The sequence below is a fragment of the Schaalia sp. HMT-172 genome (assembly GCF_030644365.1).
Taxonomy (GTDB): domain Bacteria; phylum Actinomycetota; class Actinomycetes; order Actinomycetales; family Actinomycetaceae; genus Pauljensenia.
On the sequence record NZ_CP130058.1, the window covers coordinates 1,380,494 to 1,395,361 of the forward strand.

General features: G+C 66.4%; 13 protein-coding genes and 1 tRNA gene. 1 reads left to right on the plus strand and 13 read right to left on the minus strand.

The genetic code is table 11. The annotated features are described in order from the left end of the window. Positions 1 to 31 precede the first annotated feature (31 nt). On the minus strand, positions 32 to 622 hold the full coding sequence (locus tag QU663_RS05810) for an ANTAR domain-containing response regulator (protein WP_009057992.1): 591 nt from the start codon (positions 620 to 622) through the stop codon (positions 32 to 34). Positions 623 to 686: 64 nt separating this feature from the next. Here QU663_RS05810 and QU663_RS05815 point away from each other — a divergent pair. After that, positions 687 to 760: transfer RNA gene (locus tag QU663_RS05815), tRNA-Leu, on the plus strand. Between the two features lie 134 nt (positions 761 to 894). Here the strand turns inward: QU663_RS05815 and QU663_RS05820 are convergent. From QU663_RS05820 to alaS, 12 genes are all read right to left on the minus strand, one after another. Further along, on the minus strand, positions 895 to 1,110 hold the full coding sequence (locus tag QU663_RS05820) for a hypothetical protein (protein WP_034480594.1): 216 nt from the start codon (positions 1,108 to 1,110) through the stop codon (positions 895 to 897). A 246-nt stretch (positions 1,111 to 1,356) separates the two neighbouring features. Then, positions 1,357 to 2,796 (minus strand): pyruvate kinase, encoded by a 1,440-nt coding sequence (gene pyk / locus QU663_RS05825; protein ID WP_021611207.1) that lies wholly within the window; start codon positions 2,794 to 2,796, stop codon positions 1,357 to 1,359. A gap of 123 nt (positions 2,797 to 2,919) precedes the next feature. Next, the gene (gene lgt, locus QU663_RS05830) at positions 2,920 to 3,873 is read right to left on the minus strand and encodes a prolipoprotein diacylglyceryl transferase (protein WP_021611206.1); all 954 of its coding nucleotides are present in this window, start codon (positions 3,871 to 3,873) and stop codon (positions 2,920 to 2,922) included. Further along, positions 3,870 to 4,679, minus strand: a complete 810-nt coding sequence (trpA, locus tag QU663_RS05835; RefSeq protein WP_021611205.1) for a tryptophan synthase subunit alpha — start codon at positions 4,677 to 4,679, stop codon at positions 3,870 to 3,872. Before trpA ends, lgt begins: the two co-directional genes overlap by 4 nt. Before the next feature lies 1 nt (position 4,680). Further along, entirely contained in the window at positions 4,681 to 5,976 is a 1,296-nt protein-coding gene (gene trpB / locus QU663_RS05840; RefSeq protein ID WP_021611204.1) for a tryptophan synthase subunit beta, read from the minus strand. After that, complete coding sequence (gene trpC / locus QU663_RS05845) at positions 5,976 to 6,824, minus strand: indole-3-glycerol phosphate synthase TrpC (protein ID WP_021611203.1); 849 nt, start codon at positions 6,822 to 6,824, stop codon at positions 5,976 to 5,978. Before trpC ends, trpB begins: the two co-directional genes overlap by 1 nt. Positions 6,825 to 6,912: 88 nt before the next feature. Next, positions 6,913 to 8,478: a chorismate-binding protein gene (locus tag QU663_RS05850; protein WP_051267738.1), complete on the minus strand. Its 1,566-nt coding sequence runs from the start codon at positions 8,476 to 8,478 to the stop codon at positions 6,913 to 6,915. Positions 8,479 to 8,545: 67 nt separating this feature from the next. Further along, a complete protein-coding gene (locus QU663_RS05855) occupies positions 8,546 to 9,238 on the minus strand; it encodes an A24 family peptidase (protein ID WP_021611201.1) in 693 nt (230 codons plus the stop codon). Then, the gene (locus tag QU663_RS05860) at positions 9,235 to 10,107 is read right to left on the minus strand and encodes a shikimate dehydrogenase (RefSeq protein WP_021611200.1); all 873 of its coding nucleotides are present in this window, start codon (positions 10,105 to 10,107) and stop codon (positions 9,235 to 9,237) included. Before QU663_RS05860 ends, QU663_RS05855 begins: the two co-directional genes overlap by 4 nt. Next, entirely contained in the window at positions 10,104 to 11,570 is a 1,467-nt protein-coding gene (gene mltG / locus QU663_RS05865) for an endolytic transglycosylase MltG (RefSeq protein WP_021611199.1), read from the minus strand. Before mltG ends, QU663_RS05860 begins: the two co-directional genes overlap by 4 nt. Next, a complete protein-coding gene (gene ruvX, locus QU663_RS05870; RefSeq protein WP_021611198.1) occupies positions 11,567 to 12,055 on the minus strand; it encodes a Holliday junction resolvase RuvX in 489 nt (162 codons plus the stop codon). Before ruvX ends, mltG begins: the two co-directional genes overlap by 4 nt. Next, positions 12,052 to 14,760, minus strand: coding sequence for an alanine--tRNA ligase (gene alaS, locus QU663_RS05875; protein WP_021611197.1), 2,709 nt, complete (start codon positions 14,758 to 14,760; stop codon positions 12,052 to 12,054). Before alaS ends, ruvX begins: the two co-directional genes overlap by 4 nt. Positions 14,761 to 14,868: the final 108 nt, after the last annotated feature.

Genomic DNA, 14,868 nt, shown 5'->3' on the forward strand with positions numbered 1-14,868 from the left:
ACTCTCCCCGCCTGCGCCGTAAGGTCTGTGATCAGTCGTCGACCTGGTTGATGACCGCGTCGGCAACCTCACGCATGGAGAGGCGACGATCCATCGACGTCTTCTGAATCCAGCGGAAGGCCTCGGGTTCGCTCATGCCCATGTTCTTCATGAGCAGGCCCTTGGCGCGATCCACGCGCTTACGAGTCTCGAAACGGTCAGTCAGATCCGCGATCTGATCCTCCAGGGACTCAATTTCCGCGTGACGCGACAGCGCGATCTCAACCGCGGGAATCAGGTCGGAGGGACTGAAGGGCTTGACCACGTAGGCCATGGCGCCCGCGTCGCGGGCGCGCTCGACCAGCTCGGTCTGGGAGAAGGCGGTCAGCATAACCACCGCGCAGGACAGCTCCTGCAGGATCTTCTCGGCCGCCGTGATGCCATCCATCTTCGGCATTTTGACGTCCATCACACACAGGTCGGGCTCCAGCTCCAGCGCCAGCTCGACTGCTTCTTCACCGTCGGCAGCTTCGCCGACGACCTCGAACCCCGCCTGGGTCAGAGTCTCAACGATATCGAGACGAATCAGCCCCTCATCCTCGGCGACGAGGACGCGACGCGGTTCAGCCTGCTCTTCACTCATTGTCATATTCCTCAGTTTGATCGGTGTGCTCAGCTGTTCTATTGTGGTTCTCGCACACGCGAAAGCCCCGATAGCCCAACTGGCAGAGGCGGTCGGCTCAAACCCGGCTTGTTGTGGGTTCGAATCCCACTCGGGGTACCGCCACTGGAGTACGTGCTCCATGGTACCGGCAAACAGGTACTGGCGCGACGCTGGAACCGTTATTGATACGAGTTGTCGCATCGCAGAAAAGGGGCCGACAAGCAACGCTTGTCGGCCCCTCACCGTATCTGTTAGGCAACCACGCTCAGCTCGAGGCCGAGAAACTCGGCTGCCTCTCCCCTGCGGGTCGGCTCGTCGAGATCGGCGATCGCCTGCTTGACCCTCCTGTCATGGAAGTCGGCAAACCACGGCTCGACGGCTCGCGAGAGCTGGGCGACCTCCAGGTTGTTGGCCACGCGGCCAAACAGAGTGTCATGGACCGACACGGTCCGGATGTTCGTATTCATTTCTTCCTCCATCTTCCGTTGTGGGCGCGCGGAAACGTGCTTTGTTCGCACTGGCATTCCGTGATGTGCCCGCAGCAACCTGCTGCCTCGCCGCGCCGTCGTTGGAGCGGCGTTACACGTCTCAACGTGTATTTGGAATACTTTATTCCAGCGTTGTCATTGTGTCCACGCGAAGGGACTCACATCGCAGAAAACGACGGTGGGGTGCTGGCCATGCCAGCACCCCACCGTTTGCGCCTCTACGGTTTAGCGTGCGCCGCCGATCGCGTAATCGGCTTCGTCACCCACCTCGTGGATACGCAGCATGTTCGAGGAACCGGGGATGCCCGGCGGCATGCCGGCGACGATGACGAGCTGCTCGCCGATCTCCGCCAGGTGCGAGGACTGCACGACCTGATCGAGCTGCCAGACCATGTCATCCGTGTGCTGCACCTCGGGGACGCGGTATGTCTGGATGCCCCACGACAGGGCCAGGCGACGGCGCGTCGACTCCAGCGGCGTGAAGGCCAGCATCGGGATCGGGCGGCGCATGCGCGACAGCAGGCGCGCAGAGGTACCCGACTGGGTGAAGGTCACCAGGTAGCGGGCGTCCATGTGTTCTGCGATGCGGGCGGCCGCTTCGCAGATGACGCCTGCGCGGTCGGCGAAGAAGCTGGGAATGGACGCGATACGCTCGCCACCGTTCTCTTCGGTGGACTCGATGATCGCTGCCATCGTGCGCACCGTCTCGATGGGGAAGGCACCCACCGAGGTCTCGCCGGAGAGCATGACCGCGTCGGCACCATCGAGGATGGCGTTCGCACAGTCGGAGGCCTCGGCGCGGGTCGGGCGCGGGTTCTTGATCATGGAGTCCATGACCTGGGTCGCCACGATGACGGGCTTAGCGGCAAGACGAGCCAGCTCGATCGCACGCTTCTGAACAAGCGGCACGGCCTCGAGGGGCATCTCGACGCCGAGGTCGCCGCGGGCAACCATGATGCCGTCAAAGGCCTCGACAATCTCCTCCAGGGCCTCGACGGCCTGGGGCTTCTCGATCTTGGCGATGACGGGAATGCGCTTACCCATCTCGTCCATGATCTCGTGGACGTCCTTAATGTCGTGGGCCGAGCGCACGAAGGACAGGGCGATGAAGTCGGCATCCTGCTCGATCGCCCAGCGCAGGTCCTCCTTGTCCTTCTCGGACAGCGCAGGAACGGACACGGCGACGCCGGGCAGGTTCAGGCCCTTGTGGTCCGAGACCACGCCGGGGACCTCGACGCGGGTCACGACGTCCGTATCGCTCACCTCGACGACGCGGACCGCGACGTTGCCGTCGTCAATCAGCAGGCGGTCGCCGGGCGCGCAGTCACCGGGCAGGCCCTTGAAGGTGGTACCGACAAGCTCCTTCGTGCCGGGAACATCGCGGGTGGTGATGGTGAAGGTGTCACCAATCTTCAGCTCCTGGGGGCCGTCCTGGAAGGTCTCCAGACGGATCTTGGGGCCCTGGAGGTCGACGAGAACCGCGATCGCACGGCCGGACGTCGCAGACGCCTTTCGCACGCGCGCAATAACGGCCTCGTGTTCCTCAGCCTTTCCATGCGACCGGTTGATACGCGCGACATCCATGCCGGCGTCCACCAGCGCCTGGAGCTGCTCAGGGGTTTCAGTGGCAGGTCCAATAGTGCAGACAATTTTAGCTCGACGCATAAAGCTTAGTCTACCGTCCAGTCACAAAGTAATCACTAAGGAGCTCGGCCCGGCCGACGTGATCATTCCCATGAATGAGCCCATGATGGGACCTTCTACTCCACTAGCGTGCCCGCCGCTGGTTTAAAACTCCTCGAGAGAGCTCTCCTGCGCGGACTCGTCCTCGCTCACGCGCGTGTCGATGACGTCCTCAGCATCGGAGTCGCTTCCCTCAGGGCTCGCCCCCGCACGCTCATCGTCATCCGTCACCGCCCCGTCGCCGACGACCTCGCGCGGCCGACCCAGGCGACCCGCGAGGACAAACAGTGCGACGCCAAGGAGGAACACCGCCAGGGACGTCCACACATTCAGGCGTAGACCGGCAATCGTGTGTGCGTCGTCGATACGCAGCATTTCGATCCACGCGCGTCCCGCGGTGTACACCATCAGGTACATGCCGAACAGCTGGCCGGCCGCGAAGCGGCGGCGGCGCTCAAGCGCCACGATGAGCGCAGCGCCGGCCAGGTTCCACAGGCACTCGTACAGGAACGTGGGATGGAACAGGGTGCCCACCGGGTAGCCCGCGGGCAGGTGCGCGGCGTCAATCTGAAGCCCCCACGGCAGAGTCGTCGGGGCGCCGAACAACTCCTGGTTAAACCAGTTTCCCCACCTGCCGATCGCCTGGGCAACCAGCAGGGCAGGCGCCAGAGAGTCCGCGATTGGCCCGAAACGCACGCCGGCCCTCTTGACGGCGAGGAAGGCACCCAGCGCGCCGAAGGCGACGCCTCCCCAGATCCCCAGGCCGCCGCGCCAGATCTGCAGGGCGAGCCAGGGATCGCCGCCCGGCCCGAAGTAGGCCTCGGGCGAGGTGACGACGTGGTAGAGGCGCGCACCGACGACGCCCAGCGGGATCGCCCACAGAGCGACGTCGAAGATGGTGTCGGGGTTGCCCCCGCGCGCCGCGTAGCGCCGGGAGGTCCACCACACGCCGACGATCATGCCGACGGCGATGATGATGCCGTAGGCGCGCAGCGGGAGCGATCCGAGGTACCACACGCCCTGGGAGGGCGAGGGAATGCCAGCAGCGAGGAGACTCACGCGCGCGCTCCGCTCACACCGGCCTTGAGCTCACGGGCGAGCTCGCTGAGCGCCCGCAGGCCGCGGTCGACGTCGTCTTCGAAGAGGGTCTTGACCAGAGCCGAACCGACGATGACGCCGTCTGCGTAGGCACCGATCTGCCGCGCCTGGGCACCGTTTGACACGCCCAGGCCCACGCACACGCGCTGGGCACCGGCCGCACGCGTGCGTGCAACGACGTCCGCCACGTGCGCGCCGACAGCCGCGCGGGCGCCCGTGACACCCATCGAGGAGGCCGCGTACACCCAGCCGCGCGAATGCGCGGCGATCAGCTTCAGGCGATGCTCCGGGGACGAGGGGGCCGTCAGGTAGATGCGCTCCAGGTCGTACTTATCCGAAGCTTCCTCCCACTGCGCGCCCTCCTCGGGCGGCAGGTCGGGGGTGATGAGGCCCGAGCCGCCGACGGCGGCGAAGTCCTTCGCGAAGCGCTCGACACCCCACCACTCAACGGGGTTCCAGTAGGTCATCGAGGTCGTGGAAATCCCATACGAGGTCAGCTCGTCCACCGCGTGGAAGAGATCCTCCAGGTGCGTGCCACGCTCAAGCGCAGCGACGGTTGCGCGCTGAATCGTGGGGCCGTCCATGCCCGGGTCGGAGTAGGGAAATCCCAGCTCGATGACGTCGACTCCGGCATCCGCGAGGACCTTACCCGCGCGAACGGAGTCCTCGACCGACGGAAAACCGACGGGCAGGTAGGCGATCAGCGCGGCATCGCCGCGCTCGAGTGCCGCATCGATGGCGACGGCGGAATGGGGGGCTCGCGTCATGTCACTTCTCCTCGTTCTCGTCCAGGACGGCCACGCCCGAGGGGCCGGCGCTCGGGTCGATGACCTGTAGCTTCGCGCGGCCGTATCCGAACCAGCGCGACGCCGTGTCCACGTCCTTGTCGCCGCGCCCCGACACTGTCACGATGGCGATGGGCTCGTCTCCGGGCGCGAAAGGTCCCTCGGCCTCGGCTTTCGCCCGGGCCCACGCGCGCACCCCGGCGAGCGCGTGCGATGACTCGATCGCGGGAATGATGCCCTCCGTGCGTGACAGGTGCAGGAAGGCGTCCATGGCCTCGGCGTCGGAGACGGGGATATACGAGGCCCGCCCCGATCGGGCCAGCCACGCGTGCTCGGGGCCCACGCCCGGGTAGTCGAGGCCCGCCGAGATCGAGTGCGAGGCCTTCGTCTGTCCGTCGCGCTCCTGCAGGACGAACGTGCGAGCGCCGTGCAGCACTCCAACCTGGTCGGCCGTGATGGAGGCGGCGTGACGCCCCGTGTCGAAGCCGTCGCCAGCCGCCTCGCAGCCCAGCAGCTCGACGCTCGGATCGTCGATGAACGCCGTGAAGGAACCGATCGCGTTCGACCCGCCGCCCACGCAGGCCACAACGACGTCGGGCAGTCGTCCCTCGGTCGCGAGCAGCTGGGCGCGCGCCTCGTCGCCGATAACGCGTTGAAGATCGCGCACGAGCTCCGGGAAGGGGTGCGGGCCAGCCGCCGTGCCGAAGATGTAGTTCGTCGTCTCGACGTTGGTCACCCAGTCGCGGAAGGCCTCGTTGATGGCGTCCTTGAGGGTCGCAGAGCCGGCCGTCACGGCGATCACCTCGGCGCCGAGCATCTGCATGCGCGCGACGTTGAGGGCCTGACGTTCCGTGTCCTCGCGCCCCATATAGATCGTGCAATCCAGTCCGAGGAGGGCCGCCGCGGTTGCGGTTGCGACCCCGTGCTGACCGGCTCCTGTCTCGGCGATGACGCGGGTCTTGCCCAATTCCTTCGTGAGCAGGGCCTGGCCCAGCACATTGTTGATCTTGTGCGAGCCCGTGTGGTTGAGATCCTCGCGCTTGAGGAAGACACGCACGCCGCCCAAATCTGCCGCGAAACGCGGCGCCTCGGTCAGCAGGGACGGGCGACCGGCGTAGTTGGCAAACAGGTCACGCAGACGCGCCTGGAAAGACTTGTCGCGCCACAAGCGCTTCCACGCCGCCTCAACCTCTTCGAGGGGGCCCATCAGCGACTCGGCCACAAATCGGCCGCCGAAATCACCGAAATACGGTCCGGGGACGAAGTTCTCAGCGCTCATCACAGTCCTTCCTTGCGGGCCGCGGCGACGCGGGCCCGACGATCCGTGCGCAGCGCCGGATGCTGACCGGCGCTGACCATGTCCTGAATGCTCGAGAGAGGATCGCCGGACGTCACCAGCGCCTCACCAACCAGGACCGCGTCCGCGCCCCACTTGGCGTACTCGAAGACATCGTGTGCCTGTGCAACCCCCGACTCGGCGACCGCGATGACGTCCTGCGGGATCACGTCGATGACCTGCTCGACCGTCGAACGGTCGACCTCGAGGGTCTTCAGATTACGCGCGTTAACGCCGATGATCGACGCGCCCGCGTCGAGGGCACGCAGCGCCTCCAGGCGCGAATGCGTCTCGACGAGGGCCTCCATGCCCAGCGAACGCGTGCGCTCCAGGAGCGACACCAGCGCGTTTTGTTCCAGGGCAGCCACGATCAGCAGGACGAGATCCGCGCCGTGAGCACGCGCCTCGTGAATCTGGTAGGGCGTCACGATGAAATCCTTGCGCAGGATCGGGATGTCGACCGCCGCGCGCACCGCGTCGAGATCCGCAAGCGACCCGTGGAAGCGACGCTGCTCGGTCAGTACCGACACCACGGAGGCGCCCCCAGCCTCGTAGACGGACGCCAGGGCGGCAGGATCAGGGATCTGCGCGAGTGCTCCCTTCGAGGGGGAGGATCGCTTCACCTCCGAAATGATCTTGACGGCGCCGTCGCGATTGCGCAGGGCACCCAGCGCATCCTTCGCCTCGGGAACGCTCTGTTCCATCTCCTTGACACGGCTCAGAGGAACGCGATCCTCGCGCTCTTTCAGGTCCTGACGGACCCCCACGATAATGTCATCGAGAACGCTCACGACGCTCCCCTTTCACCGAGAAACAGTTGGACGCCATCAAGGCTAGCGAATAAAAGGGACGCCCGGGCAAAGCATCCGGCCGCGCGTCTCACGACAGCGGGGCCAACGTCGAGGCGCGCACGACGGACTCGACCGCGGCGGCGGCCTTATTGCGGGACTCCTCGTACTCCAGCTCGGGCACCGAGTCCGCGACCACGCCGGCACCGGCCTGAACCGAGGCCACGGAGTCCCTGAGGGAGGCCGTGCGGATGGCGATCGCCAGATCGGCGTCACCCGACAGGTCAAAGTAGCCGACGACGCCACCGTACACGCCGCGGGCGGCCGGCTCGAAGTCGTCGATCAACTGGATAGCACGAGGCTTGGGCGCACCCGAGAGGGTACCCGCCGGGAAAGTCGCAACCAGGGCATCGAGAGCGTCCGCATCCGGTCGCAGGACCCCCGTCACGGTCGACGAAATGTGCTGGATGTGAGAGAAACGCTTGAGCTCCATGAGCGTGGACACCTCGACCGAGGCGGGATCGCAGACCTTCGACAGGTCGTTGCGCGCCAGGTCGACGAGCATGACGTGCTCGGAGAGCTCCTTGGGATCGTCCAGGAGCTCCGCAGCCAGGCGGTGGTCCTGAGCCGAGTCGGCGCCGCGGGGACGCGAGCCCGCGATCGGGTACGTCCACACGCGACGGCCCTGCGCCTTGACGAGCGTCTCCGGGGAAGAACCCACGACCTCGAAGTGACCACCACGCTCGTCGGGCAGATCCAGGTAGTACATGTAGGGCGAGGGGTTGACCGTACGCAGGACGCGGTACACGTCCACGCCGCTGGCCTCAGTCGACACGTCGAGGCGCTGAGACAGGACGATCTGGAAGGCATCCCCGTCCGTAATCGCGCGCTTGGCGGCGTTGACGGAAGACTCGAAGTCGGTGCGGCGCGTGCGCTGGCGGACGGCCGGAGGTTCCTGGCCGCTCACCCCTAGCACCGCCGGGGCGATGGGCGAGGCCAGCTGGCTCGTCATGGCGTCAAGCCGCTGGATCGCGCGGTCGTAGGCGCCATCGACGCCCTCATCAGAGCCGTTGAGGTTCCAAGCGATGGCCATCAGGTACACCGACCCCGTCGCGTGATCGATCGCAGCGACCTCCGTGGCGAGCACGAGCGTCGCGTCGGGGAGGTCGGACTCCTTGGGTGCGGTTGCCGCCAGGGTCGGCTCCCATTCAGGAATGATGCCCCATCCCAGCGACCCGACGAGGGCGCCCGTCAGCGGGGGCAGCCCCTCAATGGGCGACGCCGCCAACTGTTCGAGCGCGGAGTGCACAACCTCCAGGAACGTCCCCTCCACGACGGCACCCTCCGGGTGTGCACCCACCCACTGCGCGTGGCCGTCGCGTGCCACGATGGCGCCGGCGCTGGACGCTCCCACGAAGGACCAGCGGCCCCAAGAACCCCCGTGCTCGGCGGATTCGAGAATAAAGCTGCCGTAGTCGCCGTGGGCGAGCTGACGGTAGACGCCAACGGCGCTGAGCTCATCGGCGAGGACGCGGCGCACGACGGGAATCACGCGCCTCGACGTGGCGAGCTTCGAGAAGACGTCACGAGGGGGCCAAGTCTGACCCCATTCGAGGCTGACAGGCTCGGACGGATGCGAAGGCGTCGTAATACTCACCGTGTCATTGTCCCATCACAAGCGGCCTTGGGCCCGACGGGTCCACGATGAGGCGCGTGAGACCGGCCTATAGCCAGTCGGGCACGACACCCCAGGCGATCGCACCCACGAGGGCGGAGCCGATCATCCACGGGCCCATGGCGACCCGCGACTTAGTGCCGGCGGAGCCCACGACGATCTTCCACAGGGCGGCCAAACCCGCGGATATGAAGGACAGGGCGAGCGCGAAGACGGCGGCGTGCAGCCCGACTGAGCCCACCATGGCCCCGAGCACGGGGGCGAGCTTCACGTCACCCCCGCCCATTCCTCCGGGCAGACGGTTCAGGATCGCGACGGGGACGAGCCAGATGAGCGCGCCCACGGCGAAGCCAATGAGTCGCCCAGACCACATCGGGGAAATCAGGCACCCGATGAGGGCACCGACGATAACGCCGATCCCCATGACCACCGTGTACATGTTGGGAAGCCGGTGCGTGCGCGCGTCCACGTAAGCGCTGAGGGTGCCGATCATGGCGACCGTCATCACCGCCGGCATGCCGGGTCGCATCTGCGCGGCGACGAAGAAGAGAGCACCGACGATGCCCGCCACCCACACGATCGCGTTACGCGACAGAGGCTTTTGGGTCACCTCGATGAAGTATCGGCGCTGCACCCTCCACCCGGAGTGCCACAGCCATCCCAGAATAATGATCCACGTGAGAAAGCCCGAGACGAGGGACAGGTCGGAGCTGATGCGAGGCGAGAGCCACTCGGCAATCACGGGTGCCCCTCTCCCCCGCTCGCGCGCTCGCGCCGCGCGAGCTCATCCTCCAGGGCGGCGCGCATGAGGGACGGGTCGGGGCTGCGTCCGGTCATCAGCTGAACCTGAGCGGCCCCCTGATAGACCAGCATGTCGGTGCCCTCGGCCACGACCGCCCCGGCGCGCTCGAAGGCTGCCCGCAGGGCGGTGTCGCGCGGAGAATAAATAACGTCGAGCAGGACCTGGTCCTCTCGAGCAGTGAGGGCGGCCGCGAGCGGATCCGCGACCGTGGCTGGCAGGGTCGAGATGAGAACGTCGCAGGCAGTCGCCGCGGCGGTCACCGCGCGCATATCCGACCACATCACCTGCTCGACGCTGACACCGAGGCGGGACGCCGCAGCGATCACCGAGCCAGGTCCGCCGAAACGCCGGGCCGCCACCGTGGTCGTCGTGATACCGAGTTCACCCAGGGCTGCCAACGCAGACGAGGCCGTCGCGCGGGCCCCCAGGACCAGGGCACTCGTCGGAAGCGGGACCCCCGCCTGGTCACAGGCGCGCCTGATCGCCGAGGCGATGCCGGCCACGTCCGTGTTGAATCCCGCGAGCACCCCGGCGGAAGGAACGACCGTGTTGACGGCTCCGACCGCGCTGGCCAGCGGGTCGATGGCGTCGAGCAACCCCATGATCGCCTGCTTGCAGGGCATCGTCACCGACAGGCCACGGAAGGAGTCATCGAGGCACGCGACGAAGGCGGGCAGGGTCCCCTCGTCCACCTCACAGCGCCGGTACTCCCAGTCTTCAATCCCGAGCTGGCCCCAGGCCGCGCGGTGAATCACCGGGGACAGAGAATGCGAGATCGGGGAGCCGATGACCCCAGCCCATGCCGTCATGACTGGGGGTTGCACTGGTCGGTGTGGGTCTTGCAGTACTCGACCAGCTTCTCCTTGTTCTTCTCGTGGTCGGCCGCGTTGGACGCGAAGAGAGTGTCGCCCGTGTTCAGGTCGACCGTCACGAAATAGAGCCAGTCGCCGTCGGCCGGTTTGAGGACGGCCTTGATGGCCTCCAGACTGGGCTGGTTGATCGGTGTGGGAGGCAGGCCCGCATGCAGGCGCGTGTTGTAGGGGTTGTCCGCATCCAGGTCGGCCTGGGTGGGCAGGCCGCCCTCCTTGCCGACGCCGTACAGCGTCGTCGAGTCCATGCCGAGCATGCCCTTCGTCTCGCCCTCCGTGTCGGCCAGTCGATTGTCGATGACTCGGGCAACCATCGGCATGTACTTCGAGTTCGTGCCCATCTCACCCTCGACGATCGAGGCCTTGATGAGGACGGTCTCGCGGTCCGCGGCGGGCACACCCAGCTTGTCCAGTTCTTCGACGGTGGCCGCAACCATACGGGCGACGACGCTCGTCGGCGTGTCATCCTTCTCGACCTTATATTCGCCGATGTGCAGCCAGCCCTCGACGTTGCCGCCGGCCTCGGCGGGCAGACCGATGGCCGCGGTGTTCGCAAAGGCCTGTTCGACCTCGGCATCGGAGACGTCCATGACTTCGGCGATGCGCTTCTTGATCACCGACATGCGTTCGCCCGCCAGGACCGTCACAGTCGAGTCGACGCGATTCATCGGATCGAGCAGGACGGCGAGCGCATCCGCGGCGCTCATCTGCAGCTTGAAACGATAGGTGCCCGGATTAATGCTGCGTGCCGCACTGTTCTTCTCGTACTGACGCACGAAGGCTCCCACGGAGCGGACGACGCCTGCTTCGTAGAGCTTCTGGCCGATCTCGCGTCCGGTCGCCTGGTCGTCGATCGTCACCAGGATGTCGGTCGTGCCGGGGCCCGGGTAATCGTCGGAGGCAACGGTCGAGGAATTCATCAGTTGAGAGTATGCAAAGTAGCTCGCGCCGCCCACGAGGCCGAGCACGAGAACGATCACGAAGAAGGAACGAATACGGCGGCGGCGCTTACGCTTGCGGGCGGCGCGGCGTTCGCTGGCGATCCGCCGAGAGCGCATGCCGGTCGTCTCCGAGGCAGCGTCGGTCGGCTTCCACGCGGGGTGCTCGCCCCGCGGCTCGGACTCGCTCAGCGATGAACGCGCGGGCGTCACAGCAGGCACGCCCTGAATCGGGGTGGGCGTGGGGTCGGCCTGGGAGACGGCGGGCGTGCTCTGGCGGGACAGGCGCGCGTCACTCTCATCAAACGAGGCGTGGGCGGGCGAGGCGGTTCCGCGCACCGGGGTGGGCGTCGGATCCGATGGCGTAGGGGTCACGTCCTCGTTGGGAGCGTCGGAGTAGACCTTGGGCTGGCCGGAATGGATCTCTCGGCGCGAGCGGAAGGGATACGTGGGGGGCGTACTCATTGGTTCGCTCCTTCGCTATTCTCGAGGACGATCTCCTCCCCGGGCGCGCGACCGCTCATGCGCTCGAGCTCCAGGGCCTGTTCCAAGATGATCTGCGCCGCAACCTGATCAATGACGCTACGGTGCTCACGCTCCGGAATACCGGATGCGCGCAGACGCTCGTGCGCCTGGTTGGAGGTAAGCCGCTCGTCGACCATCGCAACGCGCACGCCCCCAACGAGCTTCTTAAGGCGACGCGCGTACTTGCGGGCGCCCTTAGCGGAGATGCCTTCCCCGCCGCGCAAGTGCCGCGGCAGCCCCACGATCACCTCGATGGCCTCGTGCTGGGCGACGATATCCGCGAGCTGATCGAGGTCCGACGAGTCGGGGGCGCGCGTGAGGGTCATGACGGGCATCGTGAGGATGCCGTCGGAGTCGCATCGGCTGACGCCGACACGCACGGTGCCGACGTCCACGCCGATGCGGATTCCCCTGCGCAGGCTCACAGCGACTCGATCTGCGAACGGATCGCTGCCAGGCCGGCCGCAATACCCTCGGGCTTGGTACCGCCACCCTGGGCAATGTCGGCCTTGCCGCCACCGCGACCATCGACGTGCGCGAGTCCCGCGCGCAAGAGCGCGCCCGCGTCGAGCGTCAGCTCGCGCGCACGCTCGTTGGTGGCAACCACCAGAGCAACCTTGCCGCCCTCAGCACCGGCCAGGGCGACGACCGCACCGCGCTCGTGCCCCAGACGCGCCGCAACGTCCTGGACCAGACCGCGCAGCTCCTTCGTCGGAACACCGTCGACCGCGGCTGCCACGAGGTCGACCGCCCCGATGCGCTCAGCGGATGCGGCCAGGTCGCCGCCCCGACGCTTTGCCTGATCGGCCTGAATCTTCTCCAGCTTCTTCTCGGACTCGCGCAGCTTGGCGAGCAACGACTCGATGCGCTCGGGCAGCTCATCCACGCGGCCGCCCACGAGCTGGGAGAGCTGGGAGACGAGAGCGTGTTCCTTCGCCTGGAACTCGTAGGCGCCGGAACCGACCAGGGCCTCGATGCGGCGCACGCCGGAGGCCACCGAACCCTCGCCGAGCACCGTCACGCGGCCGATGTGGCCCGTCGTCGGTACGTGGGTGCCGCCGCAGAGCTCGCGGTCGAAGCCGTCGCCGATCGTCACGACGCGTACCTCGGAGCCATACTTCTCTCCGAAGAGAGCGATCGCGCCCATTTCCTTCGCCTTGTCAATGCTCATGACCTCGGTGGTCACGGGCAGGTCCTCGGCCAGCTTCTCGTTCACCAGCTCCTCGATGTCGCTGAGCTGAGAGCCGGAGAGCGCGCTGTTGTGACGGAAGTCGAAGCGCAGACGCGAGGGCGAGTTCTCCGACCCTGCCTGGTCCGCGTGCTCGGACACGACGTTGCGCAGTCCCGCGTAGACCATGTGGGTCGCCGTGTGCGCACGAGCGATCGCCAGGCGACGCTCGGAATCAATCTCGGCGATCACCGAATCACCCAGAGCAATGCCACCCTGACGCAGGTGACCACGGTGGACGGTCAGCCCACGGATCGGAGCCTGAACGTCGGTCACGTCGATCACCGTGTCGCCGCCGGGCAACCGAATCGTTCCGTGGTCGGCCAGCTGGCCGCCCATCTCCGCATAGAAGGGCGTCTGATCGAGGACAATGTCAATAGCGGCGGGAGCTTGCGCCACCGGCACCGGCTGTCCGTCCACGAGGATCGCATGGACGCGGGCAGGCGCAGACTCCTGGGTGTAGCCGAGGAACGTCGAACCGCCGCCCATCTCCTTTTCGATGTCGTGGAAGACGCGCACGTCAGTATGTCCGGTCTTCTTCGAGCGCGCGTCGGCGCGCGCGCGTTCCTTCTGCTCGGCCATGAGGGCGCGGAAGCCCTCCTCGTCGACGGACACGCCCTGCTCGGCGGCCATCTCGAGGGTCAGATCAATCGGGAAACCATAGGTGTCATGCAGCAAGAATGCCGACTTACCCGAAATCAGGGGCGCGCCCGCCGATTCCTTCGCGCTCGCCACGGCCACGTCCAGGATCGTCGTTCCGGCGCTCAGCGTGCGACGGAAAGCATCCTCCTCCGCGTAAGCGACCTCGGAAATCGTCTTCCAGTTCGTCTCCAGCTCGGGGTAGGAGGCCTTCATCGCGTCCTTCGACGCCGTCAGCAGCGTCGGCATCGTCGCTTCGTCGACACCCAGCAGACGCATCGAACGAACGGCGCGGCGGATCAGGCGACGCAGCACGTAGCCGCGGCCGTCGTTGCCCGGACGCACGCCGTCACCGATGAGCATAAGGGAGGAACGCACGTGGTCGGCCACGACACGCATGCGCACATCATCGTCGTAGGCCGCGCCGGCCTCGGGACCCGCGGCCCCCAGGCCGTAGCGCTTGCCGCTCATCTGCATCGCGGCATCGATGACGGGGAAGACCTCGTCGATCTCGTACATGTTCGGCTTATCCTGCATGACGAACGCGAGGCGCTCGAGGCCGGCACCGGTATCGATCGCCTTCTTATCGAGTTCCCCCAGCAACGGGTAGTCCTTGCCGGTTCCCTCGCCACGCATGAACTGGTCAAACACCAGGTTCCACACCTCGAGGTAGCGGTCGCCACCCGGGTCCACAGTGCCACCCACGGCCTCGGGACCGTAGGAGGGGCCGCGGTCGTAGTGCCACTCGGCGCAGGGGCCGGCCGGGCCGGGCTGACCCGTGTCCCAGAAGTTCTCAACGCGCGGCAGGCGCACGATGTGCTTGGGGTCCATGCCGATCTGCTTCGTCAGGACGTTCAGAGCCTCCTCGTCCTGGTCCCAAATCGTCACCCAGAAACGATCACCGTCGAGGCCGTACTTGCCTTCCTCGCGCGAACCGGTCAGCAGGTCCCACGCAAAATTGATGGCGCCTTCCTTGAAGTAGTCACCAAAGGAGAAGTTACCGTTCATCTGGAAGAACGTGCCGTGACGGGTCGTCTTACCAACGTTGTCAATGTCGTTGGTACGAATACACTTCTGCACCGACGTGGCCCTCGGCCACGGAGCAGGCTCGACGCCCATGATGTAGGGAATGAACGGAACCATGCCTGCGATCGTGAAGAGGATCGAGGGCTCCGGAGAGACCAGTGAGACGGAGGGACACACCTCGTGACCCTGCTTCTCAAAGTAGTCGAGCCAACGGGTGCGGATTTCAGAAGTACGCATAGTGCCTTATGTTAGTCGGTTCCCACCCATGACGGCACATCGGCACGCTTACGCGCGCTGTGGGATACACATACAACCGCGCCCCCCAAGCACGTGCTTGGGGGGCGC